At 45.6% G+C, this 26531-nt stretch carries 25 protein-coding genes and 2 tRNA genes; 16 read left to right on the top strand and 11 right to left on the bottom strand.

From position 1 onward, the window contains the following. Window positions 1–240 precede the first annotated feature (240 nt). Window positions 241–2829, top strand: coding sequence for an ATP-dependent chaperone ClpB (gene clpB, locus DW205_RS01885; protein WP_005862109.1), 2589 nt, complete (start codon window positions 241–243; stop codon window positions 2827–2829). Window positions 2830–2951: 122 nt separating this feature from the next. On the opposite strand, the gene DW205_RS01880 is transcribed toward clpB, so the two are convergent. Continuing rightward, window positions 2952–4034 carry a HAMP domain-containing sensor histidine kinase gene (locus DW205_RS01880; RefSeq protein ID WP_224202333.1) on the bottom strand — a complete coding sequence of 361 codons (1083 nt, stop codon included), beginning with the start codon at window positions 4032–4034 and terminating at the stop codon, window positions 2952–2954. Window positions 4035–4464: 430 nt separating this feature from the next. Here DW205_RS01880 and DW205_RS01875 point away from each other — a divergent pair, with 430 nt between their 5' ends. The 5 genes from DW205_RS01875 to DW205_RS01855 all read left to right on the top strand — a co-directional run bounded on the left by DW205_RS01875 (window position 4465) and on the right by DW205_RS01855 (window position 8094). Then, window positions 4465–4788 (top strand): hypothetical protein, encoded by a 324-nt coding sequence (locus DW205_RS01875; RefSeq protein WP_005856696.1) that lies wholly within the window; start codon window positions 4465–4467, stop codon window positions 4786–4788. A gap of 46 nt (window positions 4789–4834) precedes the next feature. Then, on the top strand, window positions 4835–5515 hold the full coding sequence (locus tag DW205_RS01870; RefSeq protein WP_005856698.1) for an OmpA family protein: 681 nt from the start codon (window positions 4835–4837) through the stop codon (window positions 5513–5515). A gap of 107 nt (window positions 5516–5622) precedes the next feature. Then, complete coding sequence (locus tag DW205_RS01865) at window positions 5623–6684, top strand: endonuclease/exonuclease/phosphatase family protein (RefSeq protein WP_005862111.1); 1062 nt, start codon at window positions 5623–5625, stop codon at window positions 6682–6684. A gap of 108 nt (window positions 6685–6792) precedes the next feature. Then, window positions 6793–7443, top strand: a complete 651-nt coding sequence (locus DW205_RS01860; protein ID WP_005862113.1) for a DUF4136 domain-containing protein — start codon at window positions 6793–6795, stop codon at window positions 7441–7443. Window positions 7444–7473: 30 nt separating this feature from the next. Then, window positions 7474–8094 carry an outer membrane beta-barrel protein gene (locus tag DW205_RS01855; protein WP_005862115.1) on the top strand — a complete coding sequence of 207 codons (621 nt, stop codon included), beginning with the start codon at window positions 7474–7476 and terminating at the stop codon, window positions 8092–8094. A 78-nt stretch (window positions 8095–8172) separates the two neighbouring features. Here the strand turns inward: DW205_RS01855 and DW205_RS01850 are convergent, their stop codons facing one another. The 6 genes from DW205_RS01850 to DW205_RS01825 all read right to left on the bottom strand — a co-directional run bounded on the left by DW205_RS01850 (window position 8173) and on the right by DW205_RS01825 (window position 12927). After that, window positions 8173–8799, bottom strand: a complete 627-nt coding sequence (locus tag DW205_RS01850) for a hypothetical protein (RefSeq protein ID WP_005862117.1) — start codon at window positions 8797–8799, stop codon at window positions 8173–8175. Next, window positions 8780–9586 (bottom strand): metallophosphoesterase, encoded by an 807-nt coding sequence (locus DW205_RS01845; RefSeq protein WP_005862119.1) that lies wholly within the window; start codon window positions 9584–9586, stop codon window positions 8780–8782. Before DW205_RS01845 ends, DW205_RS01850 begins: the two co-directional genes overlap by 20 nt. Window positions 9587–9676: 90 nt before the next feature. Then, on the bottom strand, window positions 9677–10399 hold the full coding sequence (locus tag DW205_RS01840) for an HAD family hydrolase (RefSeq protein WP_008778335.1): 723 nt from the start codon (window positions 10397–10399) through the stop codon (window positions 9677–9679). A 22-nt stretch (window positions 10400–10421) separates the two neighbouring features. After that, window positions 10422–11327 carry a CDP-alcohol phosphatidyltransferase family protein gene (locus tag DW205_RS01835; protein WP_005862123.1) on the bottom strand — a complete coding sequence of 302 codons (906 nt, stop codon included), beginning with the start codon at window positions 11325–11327 and terminating at the stop codon, window positions 10422–10424. A gap of 21 nt (window positions 11328–11348) precedes the next feature. After that, window positions 11349–12212: a hypothetical protein gene (locus DW205_RS01830; RefSeq protein ID WP_005862125.1), complete on the bottom strand. Its 864-nt coding sequence runs from the start codon at window positions 12210–12212 to the stop codon at window positions 11349–11351. Between the two features lie 16 nt (window positions 12213–12228). Further along, window positions 12229–12927 (bottom strand): NDP-sugar synthase, encoded by a 699-nt coding sequence (locus DW205_RS01825; RefSeq protein WP_005862127.1) that lies wholly within the window; start codon window positions 12925–12927, stop codon window positions 12229–12231. A gap of 349 nt (window positions 12928–13276) precedes the next feature. Here DW205_RS01825 and DW205_RS01820 point away from each other — a divergent pair, with 349 nt between their 5' ends. Further along, window positions 13277–13522, top strand: a complete 246-nt coding sequence (locus DW205_RS01820; RefSeq protein ID WP_005856718.1) for an RNA-binding protein — start codon at window positions 13277–13279, stop codon at window positions 13520–13522. Window positions 13523–13645: 123 nt separating this feature from the next. Next, window positions 13646–14884 carry a hypothetical protein gene (locus DW205_RS01815; protein WP_005862130.1) on the top strand — a complete coding sequence of 413 codons (1239 nt, stop codon included), beginning with the start codon at window positions 13646–13648 and terminating at the stop codon, window positions 14882–14884. Window positions 14885–14983: 99 nt separating this feature from the next. Here the strand turns inward: DW205_RS01815 and xyl3A are convergent, their stop codons facing one another. Further along, window positions 14984–17590, bottom strand: a complete 2607-nt coding sequence (gene xyl3A / locus DW205_RS01810) for a xylan 1,4-beta-xylosidase (protein WP_005862132.1) — start codon at window positions 17588–17590, stop codon at window positions 14984–14986. 205 nt (window positions 17591–17795) lie between these two features. On the opposite strand from xyl3A, the gene DW205_RS01805 reads away from it, so the two are divergent. Both DW205_RS01805 and DW205_RS01800 read left to right on the top strand, forming a co-directional pair. Next, window positions 17796–18626 carry a DUF5032 domain-containing protein gene (locus tag DW205_RS01805; protein ID WP_005862134.1) on the top strand — a complete coding sequence of 277 codons (831 nt, stop codon included), beginning with the start codon at window positions 17796–17798 and terminating at the stop codon, window positions 18624–18626. 126 nt (window positions 18627–18752) lie between these two features. After that, window positions 18753–19508: a NigD-like protein gene (locus tag DW205_RS01800; RefSeq protein WP_005856726.1), complete on the top strand. Its 756-nt coding sequence runs from the start codon at window positions 18753–18755 to the stop codon at window positions 19506–19508. A 142-nt stretch (window positions 19509–19650) separates the two neighbouring features. Here DW205_RS01800 and DW205_RS01795 read toward each other — a convergent pair. From DW205_RS01795 to DW205_RS01785, 3 genes are all read right to left on the bottom strand, one after another. After that, window positions 19651–19733, bottom strand: a tRNA-Tyr gene (locus DW205_RS01795). A gap of 19 nt (window positions 19734–19752) precedes the next feature. Next, window positions 19753–19826 (bottom strand) — tRNA-Thr (locus DW205_RS01790). A 148-nt stretch (window positions 19827–19974) separates the two neighbouring features. Continuing rightward, window positions 19975–20622, bottom strand: a complete 648-nt coding sequence (locus DW205_RS01785) for a superoxide dismutase (protein ID WP_005862137.1) — start codon at window positions 20620–20622, stop codon at window positions 19975–19977. 196 nt (window positions 20623–20818) lie between these two features. Between DW205_RS01785 and DW205_RS01780 the strand changes: the two genes are divergently transcribed. The 6 genes from DW205_RS01780 to DW205_RS01755 all read left to right on the top strand — a co-directional run bounded on the left by DW205_RS01780 (window position 20819) and on the right by DW205_RS01755 (window position 26408). Then, window positions 20819–21358 (top strand): pyruvoyl-dependent arginine decarboxylase, encoded by a 540-nt coding sequence (locus DW205_RS01780; RefSeq protein ID WP_005856730.1) that lies wholly within the window; start codon window positions 20819–20821, stop codon window positions 21356–21358. Window positions 21359–21464: 106 nt separating this feature from the next. Then, a complete protein-coding gene (locus DW205_RS01775; RefSeq protein WP_005856732.1) occupies window positions 21465–21941 on the top strand; it encodes a PaaI family thioesterase in 477 nt (158 codons plus the stop codon). Between the two features lie 28 nt (window positions 21942–21969). Beyond that, on the top strand, window positions 21970–22815 hold the full coding sequence (nfo, locus tag DW205_RS01770) for a deoxyribonuclease IV (protein ID WP_005862141.1): 846 nt from the start codon (window positions 21970–21972) through the stop codon (window positions 22813–22815). Window positions 22816–22819: 4 nt separating this feature from the next. Then, window positions 22820–24229 (top strand): sodium:proton antiporter NhaD, encoded by a 1410-nt coding sequence (gene nhaD / locus DW205_RS01765; protein WP_005856736.1) that lies wholly within the window; start codon window positions 22820–22822, stop codon window positions 24227–24229. A 12-nt stretch (window positions 24230–24241) separates the two neighbouring features. Continuing rightward, complete coding sequence (locus DW205_RS01760) at window positions 24242–25882, top strand: dipeptidase (protein ID WP_005862143.1); 1641 nt, start codon at window positions 24242–24244, stop codon at window positions 25880–25882. Between the two features lie 43 nt (window positions 25883–25925). Next, a complete protein-coding gene (locus DW205_RS01755) occupies window positions 25926–26408 on the top strand; it encodes a porin family protein (protein WP_008772096.1) in 483 nt (160 codons plus the stop codon). Window positions 26409–26531 lie beyond the last annotated feature (123 nt).

Below are 26531 nucleotides of genomic sequence, written 5' to 3'. Positions count from 1 at the left end.
GAACATTGACTGTTTTTACCTAGATACTGTGCGTTTACTATCAAAACCTTTTTCTCTCTCTTTTGTTCTTTCTGAAAAGATACGTCCTAATGACATCCGAAATGGACGGTTTGACGGGGAGTTCTCTATTCTGTTTTATAATATTAAGACAAAATGTCATATTTTCGTTTTGGTATTTCTTTTGTAAGGATATAAGTGTAAAATAAATTAGAAAAGAATATAAGAAAGGAGCTTAAATATATGAATTTAAACAATTTTACAATCAAGGCGCAGGAAGCTGTTCAACAAGCCGTACAGTTGGTTACCAAAAATAACCAACAGGTTATCGAACCTGTTCACTTGTTGAAAGCTGTCATTATGACGGGTGAGAGTGTTACTAATTTTATCTTTCAGAAATTAGGGGTAAACGCTCAAAACCTGAATATGGTACTGGATCGCCAAATCGAATCTTATCCTAAGGTTTCGGGAGGCGAACCCTATCTCTCTAGCGAGTCGAACGCTGTCTTACAGAAGGCGATCGATTATTCCTCTAAAATGGGGGATCAATATGTATCGTTGGAGCCGATCATCTTGGCGTTGTTCACGGAAAAGAGCACCGCTTCACAGATATTGAAAGACGCCGGCGTGACAGAGAAAGAGTTACGTCAAGCAATCGAGGAATTGCGTAAAGGGAATAAGGTGACAAGCCAATCCGCCGAGGATACGTACGATGCCTTAGGAAAATACGCCATCAATTTGAACGAGCGTGCCCGTAGCGGTAAACTGGACCCCGTGATCGGACGTGACGAGGAGATCCGCCGTGTCTTGCAGATCTTGAGCCGCCGTACGAAGAACAATCCGATCTTGATCGGTGAGCCGGGTGTAGGTAAGACTGCTATCGCTGAGGGGTTGGCCCATCGTATCGTTCGGGGTGACGTTCCCGAGAACTTGAAGTCTAAACAGATCTTCTCGTTGGATATGGGCGCATTGATCGCCGGAGCTAAATATAAAGGCGAGTTCGAGGAACGTTTGAAAGCGGTGGTGAACGAGGTTACGAAATCCGAGGGTGAGATCATCCTCTTTATCGATGAGATCCATACCTTGGTAGGAGCCGGTAAAGGCGAAGGCGCCATGGATGCAGCTAACATCTTGAAACCGGCCTTGGCTCGTGGTGAGCTACGTTCGATCGGTGCCACGACGTTGGATGAGTATCAGAAGTATTTTGAGAAGGATAAGGCGCTTGAGCGTCGGTTCCAGACCGTTATCGTAGATGAGCCGAGTGAGTTGGATACGATCTCCATCCTTCGTGGTTTGAAGGAGAAATACGAGAATCACCATAAGGTACGTATCAAGGATGATGCGATTATCTCTTCCGTGCAGTTGTCTACCCGTTATATCACGGATCGTTTCTTGCCGGATAAGGCGATCGATTTGATGGATGAAGCCGCCGCCCGTCTGCGTTTGCAGATCGATTCCGTACCGGAGTCGTTGGATGAGGTTTCCCGGCGTATCAAACAGTTAGAGATCGAGCGTGAGGCGATCAAGCGTGAGAACGACAAGTCGAAATTAGAGCTACTGAATAAGGAGATCGCCGACTTGAAGGAGGAGGAGACTAAGCAAAAGGCTCAGTGGCAGAGCGAGAAGGAGCAGATCAATAAGATCCAGCAAAATAAGATCGATATCGAGAACCTAAAGTTTGAGGCTGACAAGGCGGAGCGTGAGGGTGATTACGGCAAGGTCGCTGAGATCCGTTACGGTAAGATCAAGCAAAAGGAAGAGGAGATCAGGGAGGTACAGGCTAAGTTGAAGACGATGCAAGGTGCCGCGGCTATGATCAAGGAGGAAGTGGATAGCGACGATATCGCCGATGTGGTATCCCGTTGGACTGGAATTCCAGTCAGCAAGATGATGCAGAGCGAGAAAGATAAGTTATTACGTCTGGAGTCCGAGCTTCATACCCGTGTGATCGGTCAGGAAGAGGCGATCAACGCTATCGCCGATGCGGTTCGTCGTAGTCGTGCCGGCTTACAGGATCCGAAACGACCGATCGGTTCTTTCATCTTCCTCGGTACTACCGGTGTGGGTAAGACGGAGTTGGCCAAGGCGTTGGCCGAGTATCTGTTCGATGACGAGAATATGATGACCCGTATCGATATGAGTGAGTATCAAGAGAAATTCAGCGCGACTCGTTTGATCGGTGCGCCTCCGGGATATGTGGGTTACGATGAGGGTGGACAGTTGACGGAGGCGATTCGTCGGAAACCTTACTCAGTTGTCTTGTTCGATGAGATCGAAAAGGCGCATCCGGATGTATTCAACATCTTGTTGCAAGTCTTGGATGATGGACGGCTGACGGATAACAAAGGCCGTGTTGTCAACTTCAAGAACACGATCATTATCATGACAAGTAACCTAGGTTCTTCTTTGATTCGTGAGAACTTCGAGAAGATGACACCCGCCACGCATGACAAGGTGGTAGACGAGACGAAGATCCAAGTACTGGAACTGTTGAAGAAGACGATCCGTCCGGAGTTCTTGAACCGTATCGACGATATCATCATGTTTACTCCGCTGAACGAGGAGGAGATTCGCAAGATCGTATCCTTGCAGTTGAACAGCGTGAAGAAGATGTTGGCTACGAACGGTGTCGCCTTGGACTTCACGAACGAGGCCTTGGACTTTATCGCCGACAAGGGCTTCGATCCTCAATTCGGTGCCCGTCCGGTAAAACGTGTCATTCAGAAGTATGTCTTGAACGAGTTGTCAAAGGCTTTGCTGGGTGGAACGGTAGACCGTAACCGCCCGATCGTGATCGATAGGAAAGACGATGGTCTGGAATTTAAGAACTAAAGTAGACTTGAACGCTTGACGTTAAGCGTGGTGTTTCTATAAAATAATGAAGGTGGAATGATCCTATGTGAATCATTCCGCCTTTTTATTTTTCACTAATAGGTAGATACGGCTTGGTGCGATTATTTCCGGGTGGGAACCGTGCACCAAAATGTAGATCCTTTTCCAACGCTTGACTCCACGCCGATCTCTCCACCTAAATGTTTAATGATTAATTCACAGATAGACAGCCCGAGCCCCGTACCTTGGGTGAAGGAATCTAATTTAGCGAATCGATCGAAAACACGGGAGATATTTTCTTCAGCTATCCCTTTTCCCGTATCGGTAACAAAGAAATAAATATCGTCTTTCCTTATTTCATATCCGATCGTTATCATTCCCTCGAAAGTGTATTTGCAAGCATTATTGATGAAATTAGCCAGTACTTGGGATAAACGGTTTCTCTCAGTATGGATAATGTAGCTTTCCGCAGGCAGTTCCGTGCGGAATTCTACTCCTTCCTTGATCTTGAATCGGTAACTCCGCCATAGGGTTTGTATAAGCTCGTTAATCTCCACTTCCGTATAAAGGAAATCCAATATACCGGCTTCTATTTTTGACATATCGAGTATGTCATTGATTAAATTAAGGAGTAGCTCATTGTTTGCGTGAATGATTTTAGCGAATTCTTTGATCTCCTCTTTATCCTCACTTTCGCTGATAAGGGTCGAGAAACCTACGATCGCATTCAATGGGGTCCGTATCTCATGGCTCATATTGGCGAGGAAAGCACTTGTCAACCGGTTTGATTCTTCCGCCTTCTCACGTAAGCGGATCACTTCTTCGGCCATATTTCGTTCGGTGTCAAGAATGTCTTTCTTATGCCGATGTTCCCTCATCGAAAGGAGGATAAGTAGAAAGGCGATAAGAGCTATCGCCACTACCTCGAATGGGGACTCTATCATGAAACTCGGGACTACTACGAGGCTCATTTGCTTAAAGGTAGAAATAGGGTAAAGTTTGGGGTTGATTGTTGACGTGGAATGGCCGTATGCTTGATCGGTTTTAGACAGGAATGATTTGTAGGCACCTTTCATGGAATGTTTAAGATCGCTTGGCGTGATTGGACTGATTACATATGAGGTCTTGAATAAGTAAGCCTTGATAGGCCCGATTTTGCTCCGGAGAGCTCGGGTACTTGTGGTACTTTGTATTTTAGGTTCCATTGTAATCATAATTTAATACATTTACTGAGTTCTAAAAGAGCTTAGGTTTTATAGGAAGCAAAGGTAATAAAAATACTTGATTATCATATAGACCTATTATTTTTTATAGCTTCCGGGCAATTTACTGTTCCGCATGATATTTTCTTTGAAAGAATATATTTCCAACCGAGTACCCCAAAGAGACTTCCAATATCTTTATGGATCACAAAAAACACTAAAGCCAGTCTTATTTGTGTTAAAATCAAAATACACCCCATCATTTATTTACATATAGTCATTTGATACTCAAGTTCTTTTAGAACTATGTTCAAGTAAGGGCATTTGCTTTTGTTAAGTCACGTCCGTAAATAAGCTTAATTGTTTTTGGGATATAAAATCAAAATATTTCCGTACATTTGCCGCTATTCAAACCAATTAAACAAGATTAATTATGAGCACGAACAATGACGAGCTACTTTATGACGAGGATGATTCCGTAAAATTTATCCAGAATTATCTTCCCCAAGAACTGAAAGGAAAGTTCAGTAATGACGATATCAACTATATCGTAGACTTGATCTACGACTTCTATGAATCTAATGGCATGCTAGATGATGATGGCGACGATGAGATCGAGATCGATGAGGAAGAGGTTGTAAATTATGTAATTAAGAACGCCCAGAAAGACGGCGTAGGCAAATTCGAACCGGAGGAAATCACTTTTATAGTACAAGGAGAACTTGAATATTGCGATTCGATCAACATGTTTGATTGATATTTGTTATATATATAAAGTTGTTTAAGTGAAATTGTAGAAGATGATGAGGAACATTAAATTATTATCTGTTTTACTGCTATGTATGGCAGTGGTGTTTACGAGTTGCGGAACGTGGAATAACACGGCGAAGGGTACGGCGATCGGTGTAGGCGGTGGTGCCGCTGTCGGAGCTGGTGTTGGTGCCTTGGCCGGAAATACCGCATTGGGTGCCGTGATCGGTGCGGCCGTAGGTGGTACAGCCGGTGCGTTAATCGGTAAGAAAATGGATAAGCAGAAGAAGGAGCTGGAAGCTACCCTGCCTGAGGACACGAAGATCGAGAGCGTGAACAATGGTGAGGCCTTGAAGGTTACTTTTGACTCCGGTATCTTGTTTGCCACGAACTCGAGTACGTTGAGCGACGCTTCCAAGAGTGCCTTGCGTAACTTCGCTACCAGTTTGAAGGCCAATCCGGATACGGATATCCGAATCATCGGCTTTACGGATAACACCGGTAAGGTGGATTATAACCAGACCTTGTCCGAGAAACGTGCGAAGAGCGTTTACGATTACCTGATGATGCAGGGGGTAAGCACGGATCGTATGGTTTATGAAGGCAAAGGTATACATGATCCTGTGGCTAGCAATGACACTCCCGAGGGTCGTTCGTTGAACCGTCGTGTTGAGATCGTGATCTTGGCTAATCAGAAGATGATCCAAGAGGCTCAACAAGGAACGCTTCGATAAGTTTTTTTAAGCTATCCCTGCCGGAAGCGGACAGGTTATAGTGTATGAATTGGGGGACTGTCTTTTCCGGATAGTCCCTTTTTTGTTTAAATCGCAGGATAGGAAGGATGAAGAAGTTGATATATACTTTATTTGTGTTGATTACGATCGCTTTTGCCGTGGCGGCCATAGCCGGATTCGCTACCGGACGTATGAATCCGGAAGGGAAGGAGTGGATCTCGTTTCCCGGATTGGTGTTATTACCGGTATTGGCGGTCAATCTATGTCTTTTCTTGATGTGGTGTGTCTTTAGGAGTCATTGGTGCTGGGTACCTTTGGTGGCGTTATTGTTGAACTGGGAGTTTTTGATATCGATGTTCCAGATACGGGTCTTCCCTAAAGAGATTCCGATAGGGAAAGAAGCGGTTAAGGTGATTACCTATAACGTGAATAATTTCAATACGGACGGAAAGAAACAGCTTCCTAATATAGCGGATTGGCTGAGAAAGGAGGACCCGGATATCGTTTGCCTCCAAGAATGCCCCGTTGAATCGGCCCTGCGGATGGATTCTCTCGCCAAGACCTTATCGTTCCTACCGTATTATTGCTCTACCCGTTCGGCTACGAAAGCGGCGGGCAACGCTATTTTCAGTAAATATCCGATCCTTCGTTTTGAGTCTATCCTATACCCGGAGTCTAGCAATAAATCCTTGTTTGCCGTCATGGATATCCAAGGGGATAGTGTTCGTGTATTTAATAACCATTTCCAAACGACTAGCGTGAATGCCGTAAAGCCTCGTCTTTACCAAGCCCATGCCGAGGGTAAACAATTGGAGGAAACCGAGGCCGCCTTCCATATGGCTTTTCAGATGAAGAAGAATTTCGTGAAACGGGCTACTCAGGCGGATTATATCCGTCAGATGTTGGATGCCGGGGAGGGGCCCGTGATTCTTTGCGGTGATTTTAATGATACACCGGCCTCTTATACGTACCGTACCGTGAAAGGTGATTTAACGGATGGGTTCCGTGACTGTGGCTCCGGTTTCGGGTACACCTTTCGTCAATTAAAGCGTATATTTCGAATTGATTACATAATTTATTCTCCTGATTTTAAGGGTGTAACTTATGATTCTCCTAATTTAGACTACAGTGACCATAAGCCCGTCGTATGGTTAGGATATGTTAATTAACACACCCAAAAGGATAGTTTTAGAACCTTTTTCAACTCATGCTGTTTTAATAGTGACTTATATATAAGCACAAATAATAGTATAAACTGTTTTAAACGTTAAAATGAGATGAAAAAGATTTTTCCTTTTTTTCTGTTAGTTCTTCTGCTGGCTTCTTGCCAAAAGGACCCGGACATGTCGAAATTGGACAATGATTTTCTGGTGTTCACGAATCATGATAAGGACGCGAAATTCGAATCGTTCACTACGTTCTACATTCCGGATAGTGTATTGGTTATCGGCACAAGCGAGAAACCTCAGTTCTGGACAGCCAATGAAGCAGACGATATTATCACTACGTTGGTGAATAATATGGAAAGCCGCGGTTTCAAACGCACGCTAGACAAAGATAACGCCGACTTAGGTCTGCAAGTTTCTTACGTACAAAGTACTCAATATTTCGCTGACTACAACGATGGCTACAACTACCCGTACTGGTGGTGGAACTATCCGGGATATTGGAGTCCGGGTTACTGGGGACCGGGTTGGGGAAATTGGTATTACCCGTATCCTGTAGTGTATAGCTATAGTGTAGGTTCCTTGTTGACTGAGTTAGTGGATTTGGATGCTCCTGCCGCTTCTAAGGCAGACGCTAAACTTCCGGTTCTTTGGACCGCTTACATGAGTGGCTTGTTGTCTGGTTCTGATAAATTCGACACTCAGCTAGCTGTTCGTGCTATCGAGCAAGCATTTGTACAATCTCCGTACGTAAAGAAATAATAATTCGAATGATTAAAAGTTTGAGGTTCTATGAAAAAGATAAATAAATTAATCGCTTTACTCATCGTTTGTATGGCGATGCCTGCTCTGGCTGGTGCCCAGGTTTTGAAAAATGCGTATTTTAATGTAGACTGGCAGATCAACTCTCCGTTCGGTCAAGACTTCTCTAAGAAGACTAGCGGTTGGGGTGCTCACGCTGAGGGTGGTTACTATGTGATTCCTAATTTCGCTATAGGTGCGTTCATCTCTTATCATACAAATAATGAGTATGTAGACCGCCAGACGATTCCGGTAAACTCAACATCCGTAATCACTTCCGATCAACAGCATTCTATCTTCCAGTTGCCTTTTGGCGCAGCTTTCCGTTATAACTTCGCTCCGGAAGGACAATTCCAACCGTATGTTGGCGCTCAGTTAGGTGCTAGCTATAGTGAGATGTCTACCTACATGAACGTGTTGAAGGTTTACGATCGTAACTGGGGATTCTATGTAGCTCCCGAGATCGGTATGACCGTGTACTTCACACCTCAGAAACAGATCGGCGTACATATGGCCGCTTATTATAACTACGCTACCAACAAGGGGGATGTCCTCAGCTATCATATCGATGGTTTGAATAACTGGGGTATCCGCTTAGGTCTAGCGTTCTGATAGACAACGTTTGTTCTTTTAAGTGTTTTATGTAGTTTAGGGAAACGGAGGGCAGTGAATGTCTTCCGTTTCTTGCTTTTATAGGATCTGTAGTTTCACCCCGAATGAAAGGCTTAAATAATCTTTTGGCTTCAAGTAGCTGTTGCCGATAGCGTTTATTATATACAAATCGCAAGTGCTCAACTCATAGAAGAAGCTGATGGATTTATGCCAGCTACTATTTGGATTCAGTTTGAGCGTGATCCGCTCCCCGATAAAGATATGGTTACGGATGCGGGTGGAGAACCAATAATATCCCGGGGGATACTTATTCGGTTGCTTGGCCCAGAAATCCCGGTCAAATAGGAAATTTACGTAGATACCGCAACAAAGAGGCTCGAAAGATACTTTTTCTCCCAGATCGATATTCCAAGGAAAATAGTTTTGTTTCAAGGTGAAAGTCACGTTCGCGTGATCATTCGCGTTGCGGGGGACGATACCCAGCAACATATCCGTTTCCCAATGATTCCGGTAATAATTCCAACCGGTACCCACGGAGAGCATCGCCATGGAACCTGCGAATTGTACTTTCGTATAGCGGGGGATGACCCGTTGCCATGCGTTCTCGTACCGTTGCACTCGTTTCGTGTATTTATCCTCTTGCGCATGGAGTGTAAGGGGAAAGACACAAGTTAAGAGGAGAAGCTTAAAAATTGACCACTTCATACATATAATCGTCAGAGGTTAAGGTAAAAAGAAGATAACTTCGTTTGGCGATATTGGCGCAACCGTAGTAGATAATACCATCCTCAAACAAATCGGCTGCCGATACGCAATGGTTATGCGCATGCAAGCAGAACATTAAAGATGGTAATGTCTTGATATAAAGTTGGAACACGTCTTTCACGTTATTGTCGAACTGTTCGTTCCCGGGAGGGGCGTGCATGACTACGATCGTGCGTTTATTACGGGTACTATCCGCTATCTCATTCTTTAGGAAATTAAAATCGGGTACCGGATGGGAATAATCATACTCGATAGCGTTCGTATTGAGGCATACGAATTTCACGTCGCTCACGACAAACGAGAAGTTCTCATTCCCAAAGATTTTACGAAATACTTGGTCGCCATTACCGATCACGTCGTGATTACCGATCAATCCTACGTAAGGCACTTTTAGTTTGGACAAGATATCATCGTTCCACTCGAATTCCTTCTTTAAGCCGAACTCCGTATAATCTCCTCCATGGATAATGAAATCGATGCTATCTAATTGATTAACGTACTTGACGAAATCTTCCGTCTCGTTATAACTCCGCTGGGTATCGCCCATAAAAATAAAACGGATCGTGTCCTTCCCTTCGCAGACTTTCTCGATACGCTCGATATTGGTCGGGTTGATCTCCCGGGAAGTATCGGAATCCAGACGACCGTCATACGGATGATAGTCGATTAAGTCGCAAGCCGTGAGGAGTGTAGCGGCAGAAAGCCATATGTATTTCTTTAAAAACATAGCATCCTAACTTTTTTATATGCAAAGTTAGGATGCTATCAGTACCAAAAAAGGTCATTTCTGAGCTTATACTGGTCTAAAATGTATATTCTATAAAGCGAATACTTGCTTTATTTCCGTGAAGTCGGATAATACGATATCGGCAGTCTCATTTCCTTTATAAGCGCTCCAACCAATACTTTTTAGCCAGATTGTCTGGCATCCGATCCGGGTGGCGGGGACGATATCCTTATCATAGGAATCACCTACGACAACAATCTCGTCGGCGGGAAATCCCAGTTTATCCACTCCTAATCGGAAGATCGCCGGGTCTGGCTTACGGATACCTACGACCGCCGATTCCACGATAGCGCCGAATAAATGATCCAAACCGAAATCTTTCAACACGGATTCTATGTTCCCATAGAAGTTCGATACCAATACCAATGGGTAACGTTCCGCTAATTGCTCCAGAATGGGGCGGGCGCTATCGATTGCCTTCCGGGCGTATTCGTAACACCAATCCGCTAATTGTTCCGGTAACTCCGGGGTAATCGCCTCGGCGGATAAATGCCCGTTCTCTTTCAGCCATTGGATTTGTAAATCGCTTTTCAAGCGCAACATATCCAGAAACGTATGATGAGGCTTCACGATCGGATTCTTTCCAAGCGTTCTTTCTCCATGTACATAGGCATCACGGAAAACCGCTTTGGATACGGGAACCTTCAAGGCCTCATACGCCATCCAGATCACCTCTGCCCAGTGCATGCCGTTACTGTCTATCGTTCCGCCGTAATCAAAGAGGATTCCTTTTACTTTGTCTAAATTGAACATAATCGAATGGGGTAAAAAAACGTTATAACTGTTTGCTGAAATCTTCACAAATATGCTCATGCTTTTTGATCATATAGAGCAACATCGAGTTTAATACGGTCAGCTCGAATACGAAATACAGCCAAGGCATGTCGATGAAAAGGCTGACAAACAAAGCGATCACCCGGGTATTGAATGATAGCATATTTGTATATTTCATTAATGGCAGGCTCTTTGTTCGAAAAGCCTTACGGAACCATTCCGGCGCTTGTCCGTTGTATTTCTCACGGATGATGTTCATCATGTGTTGGAATTTAGGTGTCCATGCTTCTTGACCTATCGTATAATTAATGTAGAAGGTCTCAAACAATTTATAGATAAAGTCATGCTTCCAACTCATCTTCTTATAATTCTCCTTCAATTGGGGAGAGTGGGAGAGCTCGCTACCCGATTTACCTTTCAAGAACAACAAGTGAATATTGCGATAATAATCCGCCATGGCCGCTTGCTTGCTATGGAAGAATCCCGTCGTAGCCGCCAATAGCCAGATCCATATTCCCCATTCCGGCGTGAGGCGTAAGCAGATTGCCGCGTAGATAGCGATAAACCAGAAATCGCCGGCGGCACCGTCCAAGATACGTCCCAAGGCACTTTTCTGTCCGGTCATACGGGCCAATTGTCCGTCTGCGCTATCATATGAGTTTGCCCAGATTAACAGTAACATGCCGATCACGTTGATAGCGAGGCTCTGGAAATAGAAACAGATACCTGCCGCTATGCCGATAAAGATGCTGGCGATCGTGATGCTATTGGGCGATACTCCCAATTTATTAAAGAACAAAGCCCATTGGTAACCAATGGGACGATAGAAATGAATATCGATAAACTCCTCGGTGTCCAGAGATTTTAAGGTTGACTCCAGACTGGGAGTAGACTTAGTCTTACTCATGATTGATTTTGTTAAAACGATTTAGATGTGTTCTCGCATAAGATCCCAGATGCGACGTGCGATGTTTGGAGCCGCTTCTTCCCGGCAAGGGGCGAAACTAGGCCAATCGTTGAAATCGATAATTCGCATGACACCATCCTCGGAGACGATACAATCTCCCCCGTATATATGCACGTTCAATACCTCCGCAGCCTTGTGACAGAGCAGACGAAGCTGCGCTTCGTCGAAGGGGATCCCCTTCGCTGTTCCATTGATAGCCTCTAAACCAAATTTACTATGATGCATGTTTGACGGATAGAACCAATAAAAGAAATCGGTTCCGGCCACCCCATAAAATTTCACCAAGTCGCCTACCAGATGCTCATTGATTACCGCCGACGGGATACCACGGATAGCGTATTCCTTCAATATGCTTTTCGCCTCTTCCGGGTTTCTTACGTAGGTGACGTCTTCCCGGTGGATGGCGTGGAAATCTCCCCGTTTGATCCAGCAATTAAAGAAACCGGCTTTCTCAAGGGCTTCTGTCGGATCCTCATCTGTCCGTAAGATTAAGCTTTCCGGATGGGAGATATGATTGGATAATAGGAGGCGGGTCATTTTCTCACGGGTACAATTCTCGATCCCGTAACCCGAGTTCACCACGAAATAATTTTTATCCTCTAGTTCTTGCAGCTTATGGATGGACTTCCAGTCTCTTACCATATTAAAGATACCCTTTTCCTTCGGGTCTTGTAGCAGCAGATCCGATTCGATATATTCGTTTACATCGCATCCCAATTTTCGTAAATGCTGGGCTGTCAAGGCGAAGATCGCCGCGTCGTTGCCGATATGATTGGGGGAGAATTGATTTCCTCTGCGGATACCTGCTAAAGTTAATTTACTCATTGTTAGACAGTATTCTTTATGACTTTAAAAATGATTCGGCTTTCAAAATGTCATCGGCGTGATCCACGTCGATGATCTTGCTGAAAGGATAGGCCTTTAGCCTCAACCCCTCGACGATGAGCTGCCGTTGATAATTGCGCATTCTCGACATTCCCTGCGAGATGGCGTTGTTCAATACACCCAGAGCCGGACGCCTCAAGCAATAGATACCTCCCGATATGTAACGGCAATCACCGTCTGCCTGATCTAGGAAATTCCGGATGTAAAGTTCGTTGTCTGTTTCTACATATAAGGGTTTCTCGTCATCAATAAAATCAGTGACGGCCATCAATCCGTCCAGTTTATCCTCTTGGATGAACTGTTGGATATAGCCGCTGAACTCTTCTTCCTTGAAGATCGTGTCTACAGTAGTTAAACAAATCTTATCACCATCCAGATAATGACTCAGCTCGTAGAAGCTGTGCATAGAGCTGGGGGTGGATTTTACCAACAGGTAAAAGGGTATAGGTAGTCGCAGGGCCTTCAGGTAATCCTGTACCTCGGTCATCTCCTCGTTTACGATGATACTGATAGAGGTAGCGTTATTTTTCAAAAAAACGTCTATCAACCGGTCTATCAGAGCGACACCGTTGAGTCTAACCAGAGGCTTTGGCCACTTAACACCTTCTTGCGCCAAGCGGGAGCCTTCGCCGGCGGCAATGATCGCGTAATCCATAACTTTTATTAGTTCAAATAATAATTTCGCAAAGTTACGAGATTTCTGAGATAGTTTTAGGCTATATCGTTGATATAATTGGTCAAAATTTCTATAAATTAGGACTATTTGACTAGAACAACAAAGACGTTATAAAGAGCTTGAATGTTTTTTTGAAAATAATTATCGTTTTATAGTTGCTAATTCAAATAGAATGCTTTCCTTTGTGCCATGAACAAAAGATAGTTTGTATAGCTCTTTTATCTTTTAGCATTTATTCATCAGCGATGATAATACTTTCTTTTAGAGATTGACTTCACCAACCATCCTTGTTTTATTATTAATTTTTATTTTTTTATATCATTTTCGTATGAATATTTACATTGGAAACCTGAATTATCGGGTAAGAGAATCAGACTTACAACAGATTCTGGAAGAGTATGGTGTTGTAGACTCAGTTAAAATCATTGTTGACCGTGACACAAAACGTTCTAAGGGCTTCGCTTTCGCTGAGATGCCTAACGCTGCAGAGGCTCAAAAAGCTATCGAGGAGTTGAACCAAGCTGAGTACGAAGGTCGTCAGATGGTTGTTAAAGAAGCTATCCCTAGACGTTAAATTTTAGAAGAAAGAAATTTTTAAAATAAGACGAAAAAGCGGGGAAACGAGGTGAAAACTTCCGTTTCCCCGCTTTCTTTTTTCAGTGTATTTTGTTTATGTTCGCGAGAAATTTTAAGAGTGATGAAGAATATAGGTGTTAGGAGTCTCATTGTGGGTCTTTGCTTGATGGGATTGGGGAGTTGGTCTCCCTCGCTGAAGGCGCAGATCGCGGATCGTGTCTATAAGACGGATTATCATATCGACCCGGAGAAGGCCCGGGAGTTGTCCGTGGAGTTGGATAATATTAGCTTCTTCAAGGATAACGAGTATACGGGTAAATTTACCAAGGGGTATTCGTTGCCGGGGCTTTGGGTACAAGGCAAAGCGGTTTATTATCCCTTGCGGAATATCAAGTTGGAGGCGGGTGTCCATATGTTGATCTATCATGGGGCGAATAAATATCCGAGCATGGCTTATCAGGATATCGCTTATTGGAAGGGAGACCAATACCAAAAAGGGGTACATGTGTTGCCCTATTTCCGGGCGCAGATGGCCCTCTCGGATCATGTGAACATCGTGCTGGGAAATATTTACGGCGCTTCCAACCATAATTTGATAGAGCCTCTTTATAATCCGGAGTTGAATTTGACCTGCGATCCCGAGGCGGGCTTGCAGTTGTTGTATGACTCGAAGGCTTTCGACTTGGATGTGTGGGTGAACTGGCAGAGCTTTATTTTCCGGGAGGATGTGCATCAAGAGGCGTTTACCGTCGGGATCTCTTCGCGGGTAAAGTACAACGACCCGGCTTCCCGTTTCCATTTCTATACGCCGGTGCAAGGATTGGTGCAGCATAGGGGAGGCGAGATCGACACGATCTTCAACAATTCTGTGCAAACCTTGATGAATGGCGCGATCGGTGTCGGAGGTGTATGGAATACCGGACATCGTATTTTCAAGAACTTGAACGTGGAACTGGATGCTACCGGTTATTATCAGCAAGCGGGAGAGATATGGCCTTTTGACAGCGGATATGGCTTGTATGCCCGTGCTTCCGCCGATATCTATGATTTTCGGGTGAAAACGTCGTATTGGACCTGCAAGGATTTCATCTCTATGTTTGGTAGCCCGTTTTTCGGGGCGGCCTCGATGATTGATGAGGGGGTTACGTTCGACCGTCCGCAAATGATCTATCTGGGGGTGGAATATTCCCGGCAACTAGCGAAGGGTTTCTCGATAGGAGTAGATGTGGACGTTTTTCATCATCTCTCCGGAGATATGAATGATGCGGATGGAGTAAAACAACCGATGGGAAACGCCACGAGTTTTACGGCAGGGGTTTACATGCGTATCAATCCGTCTTTCTTGATTAAAAAATTCTGATCATTACCTTCATAGAAAAACACAGTAGTATTCGATTGTGAATACTACTGTGTTTTTCTATGAATACTATTGTGTTCAGCCGTGAATACAATAGTGTTTTTATTCAATTACTAAATCAATCTTTTTCAGTGTCTTATCGTCCGAGGAACCTCCATATAGGATTTGGTATTTACCCGGGCGAACCTCCATGGTCTGCGTATTGTCATTGAAGGATTGGAAAGCTTTCGGTTCCAATTGGATGCTAACCGGTTGTTCGCTGCCAGCCTTCACGTTCACACGTTTGAATGCTTTCATCGCTTTTAGCGGTCCGGCAGGATCGTTCGGGTTCTTGATGTAGATCTGAGCGACCTCGTCACCATCCATCTTGCCTGTATTGGCGATATCGAAGGAGAGGGTAACCGATTCGTTGGAAGCGATCTTATCCTTTGACAACTTAGCGTTCTTATAATCGAATGTTGTATAGCTCAAGCCATAACCGAACGGATAAAGCGGAGTCTGCGTCATGTAACGATAGGTACGGCCCTTCATGCTGTAATCTTGGAAGTCCGGAAGCTGGTCTACGGATTTATAGAACGTGATCGGCAAGCGTCCGGCCGGGTTATAGTCTCCGAATAAAACGTCGGCCACGGCTGTTCCACCTTCTTGTCCGCCATACCAAGCGTTCAAGATAGCGTTTACATGATCGTTCTCCCAGTTCAATGCCAATGCGCTACCCGTACATACCACGTATACTACAGGCTTTCCGGTGGCTACCAAGGCTTTGACCATTTCCTTCTGTACGGCCGGGATCTCGATATTCGTGCGGTCGCCTTTCCGGAAACCTTCAGCGTCTACCGGCATTTCCTCACCTTCCAGACGTGGAGAGATACCACCTACGAATACGATGACATCAGCGTCTTTAACCTTGCTGGCCGTAGCTTGGAAATCTACGGGTGTGCGTACGCCTACCGTAAAGTTCAGGTCAGCGCTACCCGTGCGTTGCATATATTCGATCTTTATGGGATATTTCTCACCTTTCTTAGCGTTTAGCGTATAGAGTTTTTCCGCTCCATATTCGTTTTCCCATACCTCGGCGACTTTAGCCGTATCGATATACAGGCGGAATGCGTCGTTTCCGGATAGTTTGAACTCGACAGGACCATCTATCGGAGACTCGAATTCACCCGTAAAGCGAGCCGTGAAATTTGTCAAGTTCACGTTCGGGGCGAATTGGGTGTTACCTCCGGTGGTATAATGAAGCTCTTTCGCTAATCCCTTGTAGGCGGGGGTACCCTCGAACTCGGTATTGTTGAAGAATTCGGAGGCGAAACCCTGTCCCGCCGTGGAAGATACGTGGCTACCTAGGTCTGTCACGACAAAATCGGCGGTATGGTTGCAACCCAGCTCGTAGATAACCTCTGCGTTCGGGACTTTATTGCGGATACCTTCCACGATCGTAACGGTCTTGGTCGGGAAGCCGTTGTAGTTGGCCCATAGCATGGTAGAGTCCGCCGCGTTCGGTCCGACTACGGCGATCTTCTTGATATTCTTGTCCAGTGGAAGCATATTATTCTTGTTCTTCAACAAAACGATACTTTTACGTGCCATATCCAGTGCCTTGGCGATATGCTCCGGGCTCTCGACTACGCTGTAAGGTATCTTAGAATAAGGAACCCGCTCGTCCGGATCGAACATACCTAGCTCGAAGCGGCCTTTCAGTAGGCGGCGTAAGGATACGTCCAGATCTTTCTCCGAGATCTTACCGTCGGCCAAGGCTTTGTTTAGCGCACGGTAGCTACCGCCACATTCTAGGTCGGTACCGTTCAATACGGCGTCGGCGGATGCGCTCTCAGCGTCCGGGTGCGTCTCATGACGAGGCGTATTCTTGTCTTTCCTCCAGAAATCATCGATAGCACCGCAATCGGACAGGATGATATTGTCGTATCCCCAACTGTTACGCAAGATATCGATCAATAATTTGTCGCTACTACAGCAAGGTTTACCCTCGAAACGATTGTAGGCGCACATTACCTCTTGTACATCGCCTTCCTTAACTAATGCCTCGAAAGCCGGAAGATACGTCTCGTACAAGTCACGAGGGGTAGCTTCTGCGTTGAATTCGTGGCGGTTCCATTCCGGGCCGCTGTGTACGGCGTAATGCTTGGCGCAAGCGTGTGTCTTATAATAATTAGGATCATCGCCTTGCAATCCGCGGGTTACGGCTACGCCCATCTTCTCGGTCAAGTAAGGGTCCTCGCCATAGGTTTCCATACCCCGTCCCCAGCGAGGGTCACGGAAGATATTGATATTCGGGGTCCAGAAAGTAAGACCTTTGTAACGGTCGTACTCCTTGTCTTTCTGGTATTGGTGGTATTTGGCACGGGCCTCGTCGCTGACCATCGTGAAGGTCTCGTGAACGGCGTTATCGTCGAAGGTAGCCGCCATGGCGATCGCTTGCGGGAATACGGTCGCACGTCCGGCACGAGCCACGCCGTGAAGAGCCTCGTTCCACCAGTCGTAAGTCGGGATTCCCAAACGCTCGATGGCGGGGGTTACGTTCATCATTTGGCCGATTTTCTCCTCCGGTGTCAGTCGGGATAGTAAGTCGTCGATACGTTCTTCCAAGGGAAGATCCGGATTCCGGAAAGGGTAATCTTGTTGTTTTTCACTACAAGAGGCGGTGAGTAGGAGGGTGATCATCGCTACTGTCAGTTGTTTCATTTTCATGTTATTAAATTTTAGATATTGTTTATCTTACATTATTACTTATTGTAAACTATTTTAAGATAGATCGTTATCTTTGATATTGATGGAGCAAAACTACGATTTTAGAAGCATTTTTTCAAACAGGAACACTTAAAATAGGTTACTTTAGTGGTTATTCATTTAAAAGCCCTATTTTTGCCGTAACAGATTAAAACACGAAAGAATGATGAAGAAGTATCTATTTTTGTTACTAATAGGGGCCGCTAGCCTGACGGCCTGCGGAGACGATGACGATCCCGTTGTTCCGGAATTGAATAAGCTAACGAAAGTTTCTTGTTATAAAGACGGAGCTTCAAGCCCGCTTTTTACCGCTGATATCAATTATATGAATGACGGGAAAATATCGAGTATATCTTTCCATGGAGATAAAGAGTTTCGTCTTTTCTCTTCTGACAACAAATATTTGATGATAGATATCTCTACCGGGGACGAACTAGGAGAATATATATTAAGTGGAAATGTGATCACGGCAAAGAACGTCTTGAGGAAAAATTCGTATGCGAGTAATGAGGTCTATGTGAGTGATGAATATAAGTATGGTTATTCCGGATCTAATCTGGTGTTGACCTCATGGGTAGCTCGTTGGCCGAAAGAAGACGGTCAAGGGTATGAGAGTGAGGATTACAGGGAATATGATAAGTTTTATTGGGAAAACGGGAATGTGGTAACTTTTTCTCGGAATCAGGATCGGATGGAGTATGAGTATAGTACGGTGGAGAGGCCTGAAAATTATCCTCTACGTGTGATCGGCTCTTTTGCTCCGGTTGATTTTGAAGCTGTGACTCCCTTGAACCTATTATATGGTGTTCAGAACCGGAATCTTCCGATCCGTGCCTACACCTATACGATCCCTAACCAGAGCGAGGTGAAAGCTGAGTACAAATACACCTATACCACCGTGGGAGATTATATAATGTGTATGACTATCGATGAGAATGACGGAGGAACCGCAAGCTCTTATAAGTATACTTTCGAGTATAATTTCGCCGTGAAGTAAGGAGACATGCCTTGTTTGGTTTAATTAACATACGCATATGCAGCATTTCCGCCCTAAAACGCATTTCTAATTTTATAGAATTAAAAGGTTGATTAGTTTAATTGATAAACTTAGAAAGGAAGTATTATGAACGGATTCTTTAATTTTAGGAAATTAGTTGTAGGTGTAATGGCGGCTACTTGTTTTATGGGGTTTCAATCTTGCTTGGACGATGATGATGATTATCCTTACAGTAAAGTGTTGCCGAATGCGTTGGTGACGGTTAAGCCGGTCGATGATGGTTCATATTTTCTTCAATTGGATGATAGCACGACCTTGTTGCCTGTCAATATGACCTCTTCTCCCTTCGGGCAGAAGGAGGTGAGAGCGTTGGTGAATTTTGACGAGACGAACGAGTCTAGCGGAATTTACAGCAAGGCCGTAAATATTAATTGGATCGACAGTATCCTTACAAAACCAATCGCTCCGGATTTGGGGGTGACTAGCAACGATTCGATCTATGGCTCTGACCCTGTGGAGATCGTGAACGATTGGGTTACCATCGCCGAGGACGGATATCTGACACTCCGTTTCAGGACGATCTGGGGAGACCGCAATAAGGCTCATTTTGTAAACCTACTGACAGGCAAGGACCCGGAGAATCCTTATGAGGTAGAGTTCCGCCATAATGCTTATGGCGATGTATATGGCGCATATGCGGATGGACTGGTCGCTTTTAAATTGGATAGCCTTCCGGATACGAATGGTAAGACGGTTAAGTTGAAATTAAAATGGAAGTCATTCGATGGCGATAAGTCTGTGGAATTCAATTATTGTTCACGCAAGTCTACTCCGGCAAAAGCATCCATAGCTGCCGAGAGAAGCGCCTTAAATTTGAAATAGGTCGGTTTGATCGTTTAAATAGATGGGGATTTGGCAGGGAGTGAATCTCTCTTGCTTTTTGAAAGTTCTTTCCTAGTGATAGGGAAGGACTTTTTTATGGATAGAAACAAAAAAGGACTCTAAGAAGAGTCCTTTTTATTCGTGGGCAGTGATGGATTCGAACCACCGAAGGCGAAAGCCAGCTGAGTTACAGTCAGCCCCATTTGGCCACTCTGGTAACTGCCCATTCCAATACATTCTTTTGAGCCTCTTGTCGGATTCGAACCAACGACCCCGAGATTACAAATCACGTGCTCTGGCCAACTGAGCTAAAGAGGCATCTGTTATTCGTTTGCGGGTGCAAAGGTAGTAATAATATCTTACGATGCAATAGCTGGAGGTATTTTTTTTCAAAAGGGAACGAAAAAAGCCGTCCGGGACAACTCCCGGGCGGCTCTTCTCTACACGTAACTTACATCAAATTAAATCAATATCTCTTACCAACGGTTTCCCAGTCAATAATCCCCCACAATGCGTTCAAATGATCCGCACGGCGGTTCTGGTAATCCAGATAGTAAGAATGCTCCCATACATCGAATCCCATGATCGGAGTCAATCCCTTAACGACCGGGTTACTACCGTTGGGCTCTTTGGTAATTGAAAGTTTGCCGTCTTTATCTTTAGCCAACCATACCCATCCTGAGCCGAACAAGCCTGTACCGGCAGCCACGAACTCTTTCTGGAAGTTCTCGAACGATCCCCACGTAGACTTGATAGCCTCGGCTAGCTTACCCGTAGGCTCGCCACCTCCGTTCGGGGAGAATTGGGTAAAATATAGATTGTGATTCAATACTTGGCCGGCATTGTTGAAAATGGCTCCGTCAGACTCACGAACGATCTGCTCCAGCGGAGCGTTCTCGAATTTCGTGCCCTCAATCAGCTTATTAAGGGTATTTACATAGTTCAATAAATGTTTTCCGTAATGGAAATCAATTGTTTGTTTGCTGATAACTGGTTCTAAACCGTCGTTTGCGTACGGTAACTGGATTAACTCGAATTTCATAACTTCTTCTTTTTTATCTGTTATTTGACTATTTGTGATCATTAATAATAAACTTAAACATAATGTAAGCATTGTCTTCTAGTTTTTTATGTTGATTTACTATATAAACAGAGCCGAGGGGATGAAAGTTCTGGGTTCGGTGATGATTTTTTAGTGAAAATATGTTTGCGGCTAAAGTTTTATAGGGAAAACTATGCGTTATATATCGCGAAAGTTTCTATTTTTGTGCGCTCTTAAGCTTTTATTAATTAGTAAAACATATTTGTAGATGGTAAAGAAAGTTGGGAATTTAATTCCAAACACCTTTTTTATTACAAAAGGAAGTGGCGAATCAGACTTGGAGAAACACGCTGGTTCTTACCACATGGCTCTTTATGACGCCGGTATCTCTGATTTCAATATCATGACGTATTCGTCAGTGATACCCGCTACGGCACATCTGGCAACCATGGATGAACTAGACCTTCCTCCATTTGGTTCGGAAATGAAAACGATCATGGCTGTATCCCATGGATATCAGGATGAGTTCGTGTCTGCTGGTGTGGTTTACGCATGGATGTATAAGGATGAGAACTTCGACGAGAAGGTTGGTGGTCTGGTGTGTGAGGTCAGCGGACGTTACCGTATCGAGGAGCTTGAGTCTCGTCTGATCCGTGTTATCAACGATCTTCATCAGAAGACGTATGGGAAGTATTATCTTGGAGAGCTTAACTTTATCACCGAGGGAATCACGATCGAGAAACGCTATGGAACGGCGTTGGCCGCCCTTTGCTTCGTGGATTTCCTTCAACCGGAGATCGAGGAATAAGTCGTGTTGAGTATTTTTGTGATATTTATAGAGCCGGTTCCTTTCAAGAGCCGGCTTTTTTGTTAACTTTGAGCAACAAAAAACATATAAATATTGTTTTCGTGATATGAAAAAGATAATTAATCCGTGGGAAGGGCTGGACGGTTATATGTGTTTCGGTTGTGCTCCGAACAATCCGCTGGGGCTGCATATGGAGTTTTTTGAGGATGGTGACGATATCGTGGCGTTCTGGAAGCCTCAAGGTACTTACCAAGGATGGCTGCGTACGTTGCACGGAGGTATACAGACTACGCTGATGGATGAGTTGGCCGGCTGGGTGGTCTTGCGGAAGTTGCAGACCTCCGGGGTGACTTCACGCCTCGACGCCAAGTTTATGAAGAGTATCTCTACGGACGAGCCCCAGCTGACGATACGGGGACGGATGACAGACCGGAAACGGAACGCCATCTTCATAGAGACCGAGATCTATAACTCGGCGAATGAGTTGTGTACCCGTGCCGAGATGGTTTATTTCATCACCCCGCAAGAACGTGCGATGGAGGAGTTTGGTTTTTGCGGGTGTAAGACTGAGGATGAACATTAGTATAAATAAAAAGAAAAGTTAGGTTATTATGAAGTATGTTGGGGCTCACGTGAGTGCGGTCGGTGGGGTTGAGAATGCCCCCGTTAATGCCCATGAGATCGGTGCGAAGGCTTTTGCCCTTTTCACCCGGAATCAGAGGCAATGGAAGTCGCAGCCGTTGAAGGCGGACAGTATCCATTTATTTAAGGAGCGGTGTGAAGCGTACGGTTACGATCCGGGATGTATCTTGCCGCACGATAGCTATTTGATCAATCTGGGGAACCCGGACGCCGAGGGATTGCAGAAATCCCGTGACGCTTTTCTGGACGAGATGACACGCTGCGAGCAACTGGGACTGAAAATGCTGAATTTCCATCCCGGAAGCCATTTGGGGAAGATGGAGGTGGATACCTGCCTGTCTCGCATCGCCGAGTCGATCAATATCACGTTGGCTCAGACGAGTGGCGTATGTGCCGTGATAGAGAATACGGCGGGGCAAGGCTCGAACTTGGGATATACCTTCGAGCAGATCGCCTATATTATAAACGAGGTAGAGGATAAGAGCCGGGTGGGAGTATGCCTCGATACGGCGCACACGCTTGCCGCCGGTTACGATATAAAGACACCGGAGGGATTTTCCGAGACATTCCGTCATTTCGACGAGGTGGTCGGCTTTTCTTATTTAAGGGGGATGCACTTGAACGATTCTAAAAAGGAGCTGGGATCACGTGTGGACCGGCACGAGAGTATCGGTAAAGGCTTGATGGGCCTTGATACCTTCCGCATGATCATGGCGGACCCCCGTTTCGACAATATGCCCTTAATCCTAGAGACCCCGGACGAGGCGCTTTGGCCGGAGGAGATACAGCTTCTATATAAACAATTAAAATCTTGATTATATGTTCATTTTAATGCCTGTCATTTTTGTCTTAGGAATCCTCGCTATTGCCTTGGAGGATAAGATCAAAATAAATAAAGCGGCCATAGCGTTGTTCATGGCTATCTCTATGTGGATGATATTGATGTTCGATGCCTACAATATTTTCGTCGAACGCTCCAGTACGATCTTTCAAGAGTTCTTGACCCAGAACCCGGAGATGGCCAGCTTGCCCCCGCATGAGCAATTTATTAATTTTATATCGAACCGTGCGATTGTTTATCATTTAGGAAACGTCTCCGAGACGCTTTTCTTCGTGATGTGTTCCATGTTGATCGTGGATATCGTGGATAAGCATGGTGGTTTTAGGGCCGTGACCGGGTATATCCGTACGCCGAATAAACGTAAGCTGTTGTGGTATATAAGTTTCGCTACTTTTTTCTTCTCCGCCTTGTTGGATAACTTGGCAGCCGCTATCGTGATCATGGCGGTGTTGCGTAAGCTGGTACCGGATCGTACGGATCGTTTGAAATATGCCTGTATGGTGATTATAGCGGCGAACGCCGGTGGCTCATGGTCGCCGATTGGTGATGTGACGACCATCTTGCTTTGGGTCGGAAAGAATATCTCGGCGATGCACCAGATCTCTCACGTATTTATCCCTGCTTTGGTTAATATGTTGGTGCCGTTGACGATCGCCCATTTCTGGTTGTTCAAGAAAGGATCTACCTTGCGTGTGTTGAGCGAGGAGGAGCAAGGCGACGAGTACATACCAGAGATACCGAACCGCTCACGTCGGATGATCTTTGTGATCGGCGTGCTTTCCTTGGCGTTGGTGCCAGTCTTCCAGATGGTGACGAACTTGCCGCCGTTCTTGGGCGTCTTGCTGGGATTGGTGATCCTTTGGTTCTATACGGATTTGATGTATAGCAAGCTGCACATGCATGAGTCCCAGAAACTCCGTATTTCCCAATTGTTGCCGAATATCGATTTGGCTACGATCTTCTTTTTCTTGGGGATCTTGATGGCCGTGGGAGCGCTGGAGACCTCCGGGCAGTTGGGTATCATGTCCGCTTTCTTGGATAAGCATGTGCATGAACCGTATCTGATCAGCTTCGTGATCGGTGCCTTGTCCTCCTGCGTGGATAACGTAGCCTTGGTAGCTGCTACGATGGGTATGTACCCGATCGTGGAGCAGGTGGCCGACTTATCGCCTTATGCCCAGTTCTTCGTATCGGACGGTGGTTTCTGGACCTTCTTGGCTTATTGCGCCGTGACGGGTGGTAGCATCTTGATCATCGGATCGGCTACGGGCGTTACGGTAATGGGATTGGAGAAGATCGATTTCATGTATTATACGAAACGGTTCTCTATCTTGGCGTTGATCGGCTATTGTTGCGGCGCCGGTGTATATATGCTTTTATTTGCTTAAAACTTTATTTATATGAAGAAGAGTTGGATTTTATTAACCGCTTGCGCCGCCCTGTTATCCGGGGTGGAGGCTATCGCCTGTACCGGTTTGCTGGTGGGCAAGAAGGCTTCGACAGACGGTTCGGTAATGATTAGTTATGCGGCGGACTCGCATTCCCTGTATGGGGAGATGTATCGTTGGCCCGCCGCTACATGGCCGAAGGGCGCCATGTTGGAAGTGAAGGAATGGGATACGGGGAAACCGCTGGGCAAGATCGCCCAAGTGGAGAAGACCTATTCCGTAGTGGGTAACATGAACGAGCATCAGGTGGCTATCACGGAGAGTACGTTCGGCGGACGCCATGAATTGGTGGATACGACGGGTATCATGGATTACGGTAGCTTGATCTACATCGCTTTGCAACGTTCCAAGTCGGCCCGTGAGGCGATCAAGGTCATGACGGACTTAGTAAAGGAATATGGCTATTACAGCAGTGGCGAGACGTTCTCTATCGCCGATAAGAACGAGGCTTGGGTGATGGAGATGATCGGTAAGGGACCGGGTAACAAAGGTGCCGTTTGGGTAGCGATCCGCATCCCGGACGATTGTATCTCGGCGCATGCCAACCAGTCCCGTATCCAGCAGATACCGTTTGACGATAAGGAGAATTGCATGTACTCGCCGGATGTGGTTTCTTTCGCCCGTGAGAAAGGATATTTCAAGGGAAAGGACGCTGATTTCAGTTTCGCCAAGGCTTATTGCCCGTATGATTTCAGCGCCTTGCGTGGATGCGAGGCTCGTGTATGGTCTTTCTTCCGTAAATATGATACCACGATGGATCAGTATATGGATTTTATCAAGGGTGATCCTTCCAAGGAGCCGATGCCTCTGTATGTGAAGCCGAATCGTAAGCTTTCCGTTCAAGACGTACAGAATGGCATGCGCGACCATTACGAGGGAACGGATCTGGATATGACGAAAGATGCCGGTGCCGGCTCGTATAAGGTTCCTTACCGCTGGCGGCCGATGACGTTCGAGGTAGACGGGCAGGAATATACGAATGAACGTGCCATAGCGACGCAACAAACGGGCTTCGTGATTGTTCCACAAATGCGTAACTGGTTGCCGGACGCTATCGGTGGTATCTTGTGGTTTGCCGTGGACGACGCTGATATGGCAGTCTTCACTCCTGTATATGGGTCGGTAACGGATGTTCCGGAGTGCTATCGGGTGGGAAACGGCGATTTGCTGAACTTCTCTTGGACTTCCGCTTTCTGGATTCATAACTGGGTGGCTAATATGGCTTACCACAAATATAGCTTCATGATTCAGGATATCCGTAAGGTACAGCAAGAGTTGGAGAATGGTTATCAAGAGACCGTACCGGCTATCGATAAGGCGGCTCAGGAGTTGTATGCCAAGGACCCGGCGGAGGCTGTCAAGTTCTTGACGTGGTATAGCACGACTAATTCAGACTCCGCTACCGCCCGCTGGAAGCAATTGGGTGAGTATTTGCTTGTAAAATACATCGATGGAAACGTGAAGAAAGAGGTGAACGGACAGTTCAAGCGTAATCCGTACGGCCAGCCTGCGTCTCCCGATTTTCCCGGATATGACGAGGACTATTACCGTAGCATCGTGAAGAGTGCCGGCGATCGACTGAAAGTAAAATAAATACCAATAATAATCTAATGTTGAACTAAACGAAAGAAAGCGTATGAAAAAGTTTGTAATGATGCTGATGTTAGCAGTCTTTAGTCTGGGAGCTTATGCGCAGACGCAGCAAGGACAATCTGCCGTGGGATTTAACATCGGTTATGGATTCGATTCGAAGAATGCCACGTTAGGAGTTGATTACCGCTATTGTATCACGGATGCGGTACGTTTGAGCCCCTCTCTTACTTATTTCGTAAAGAATGATAATCACAGCACTTGGGCGATCGACTTGAATGCTCATTATGTAGTGAAGTTAAGTGAGATGTTCGGTTTTTATCCATTAGCGGGGCTTAGTCTGTCCTTTTGGAATTGGGATGCGGGCCATGGCCTTTCTCATAACGAGACTCGTCTGGGAGCCAATATCGGTTTAGGCGGTGAGGTTTATGCTACCGACAATCTTTCGATAGGATTGGAGGTGAAGTATAATATCATCAAGGATTTCGATCAGGCCATGCTGGGTGTTCGCGTAGGATATAGTTTCTGATCCCAATATAGTCACAGCCCCACGACAGTACTGCCGTGGGGTTACACCAGTACTGCTTCCGGCTCTCGCCGATACTGGTGTAGCCCATTGACGGTACAGGCGTTTCCTTTATTCCTTCACCGG

The sequence above is a fragment of the Parabacteroides sp. AM17-47 genome (genome assembly GCF_003434625.1).
Classification (GTDB): Bacteria; Bacteroidota; Bacteroidia; order Bacteroidales; family Tannerellaceae; genus Parabacteroides; species Parabacteroides distasonis.
This window is presented reverse-complemented; position numbering and strand designations above follow the sequence as displayed.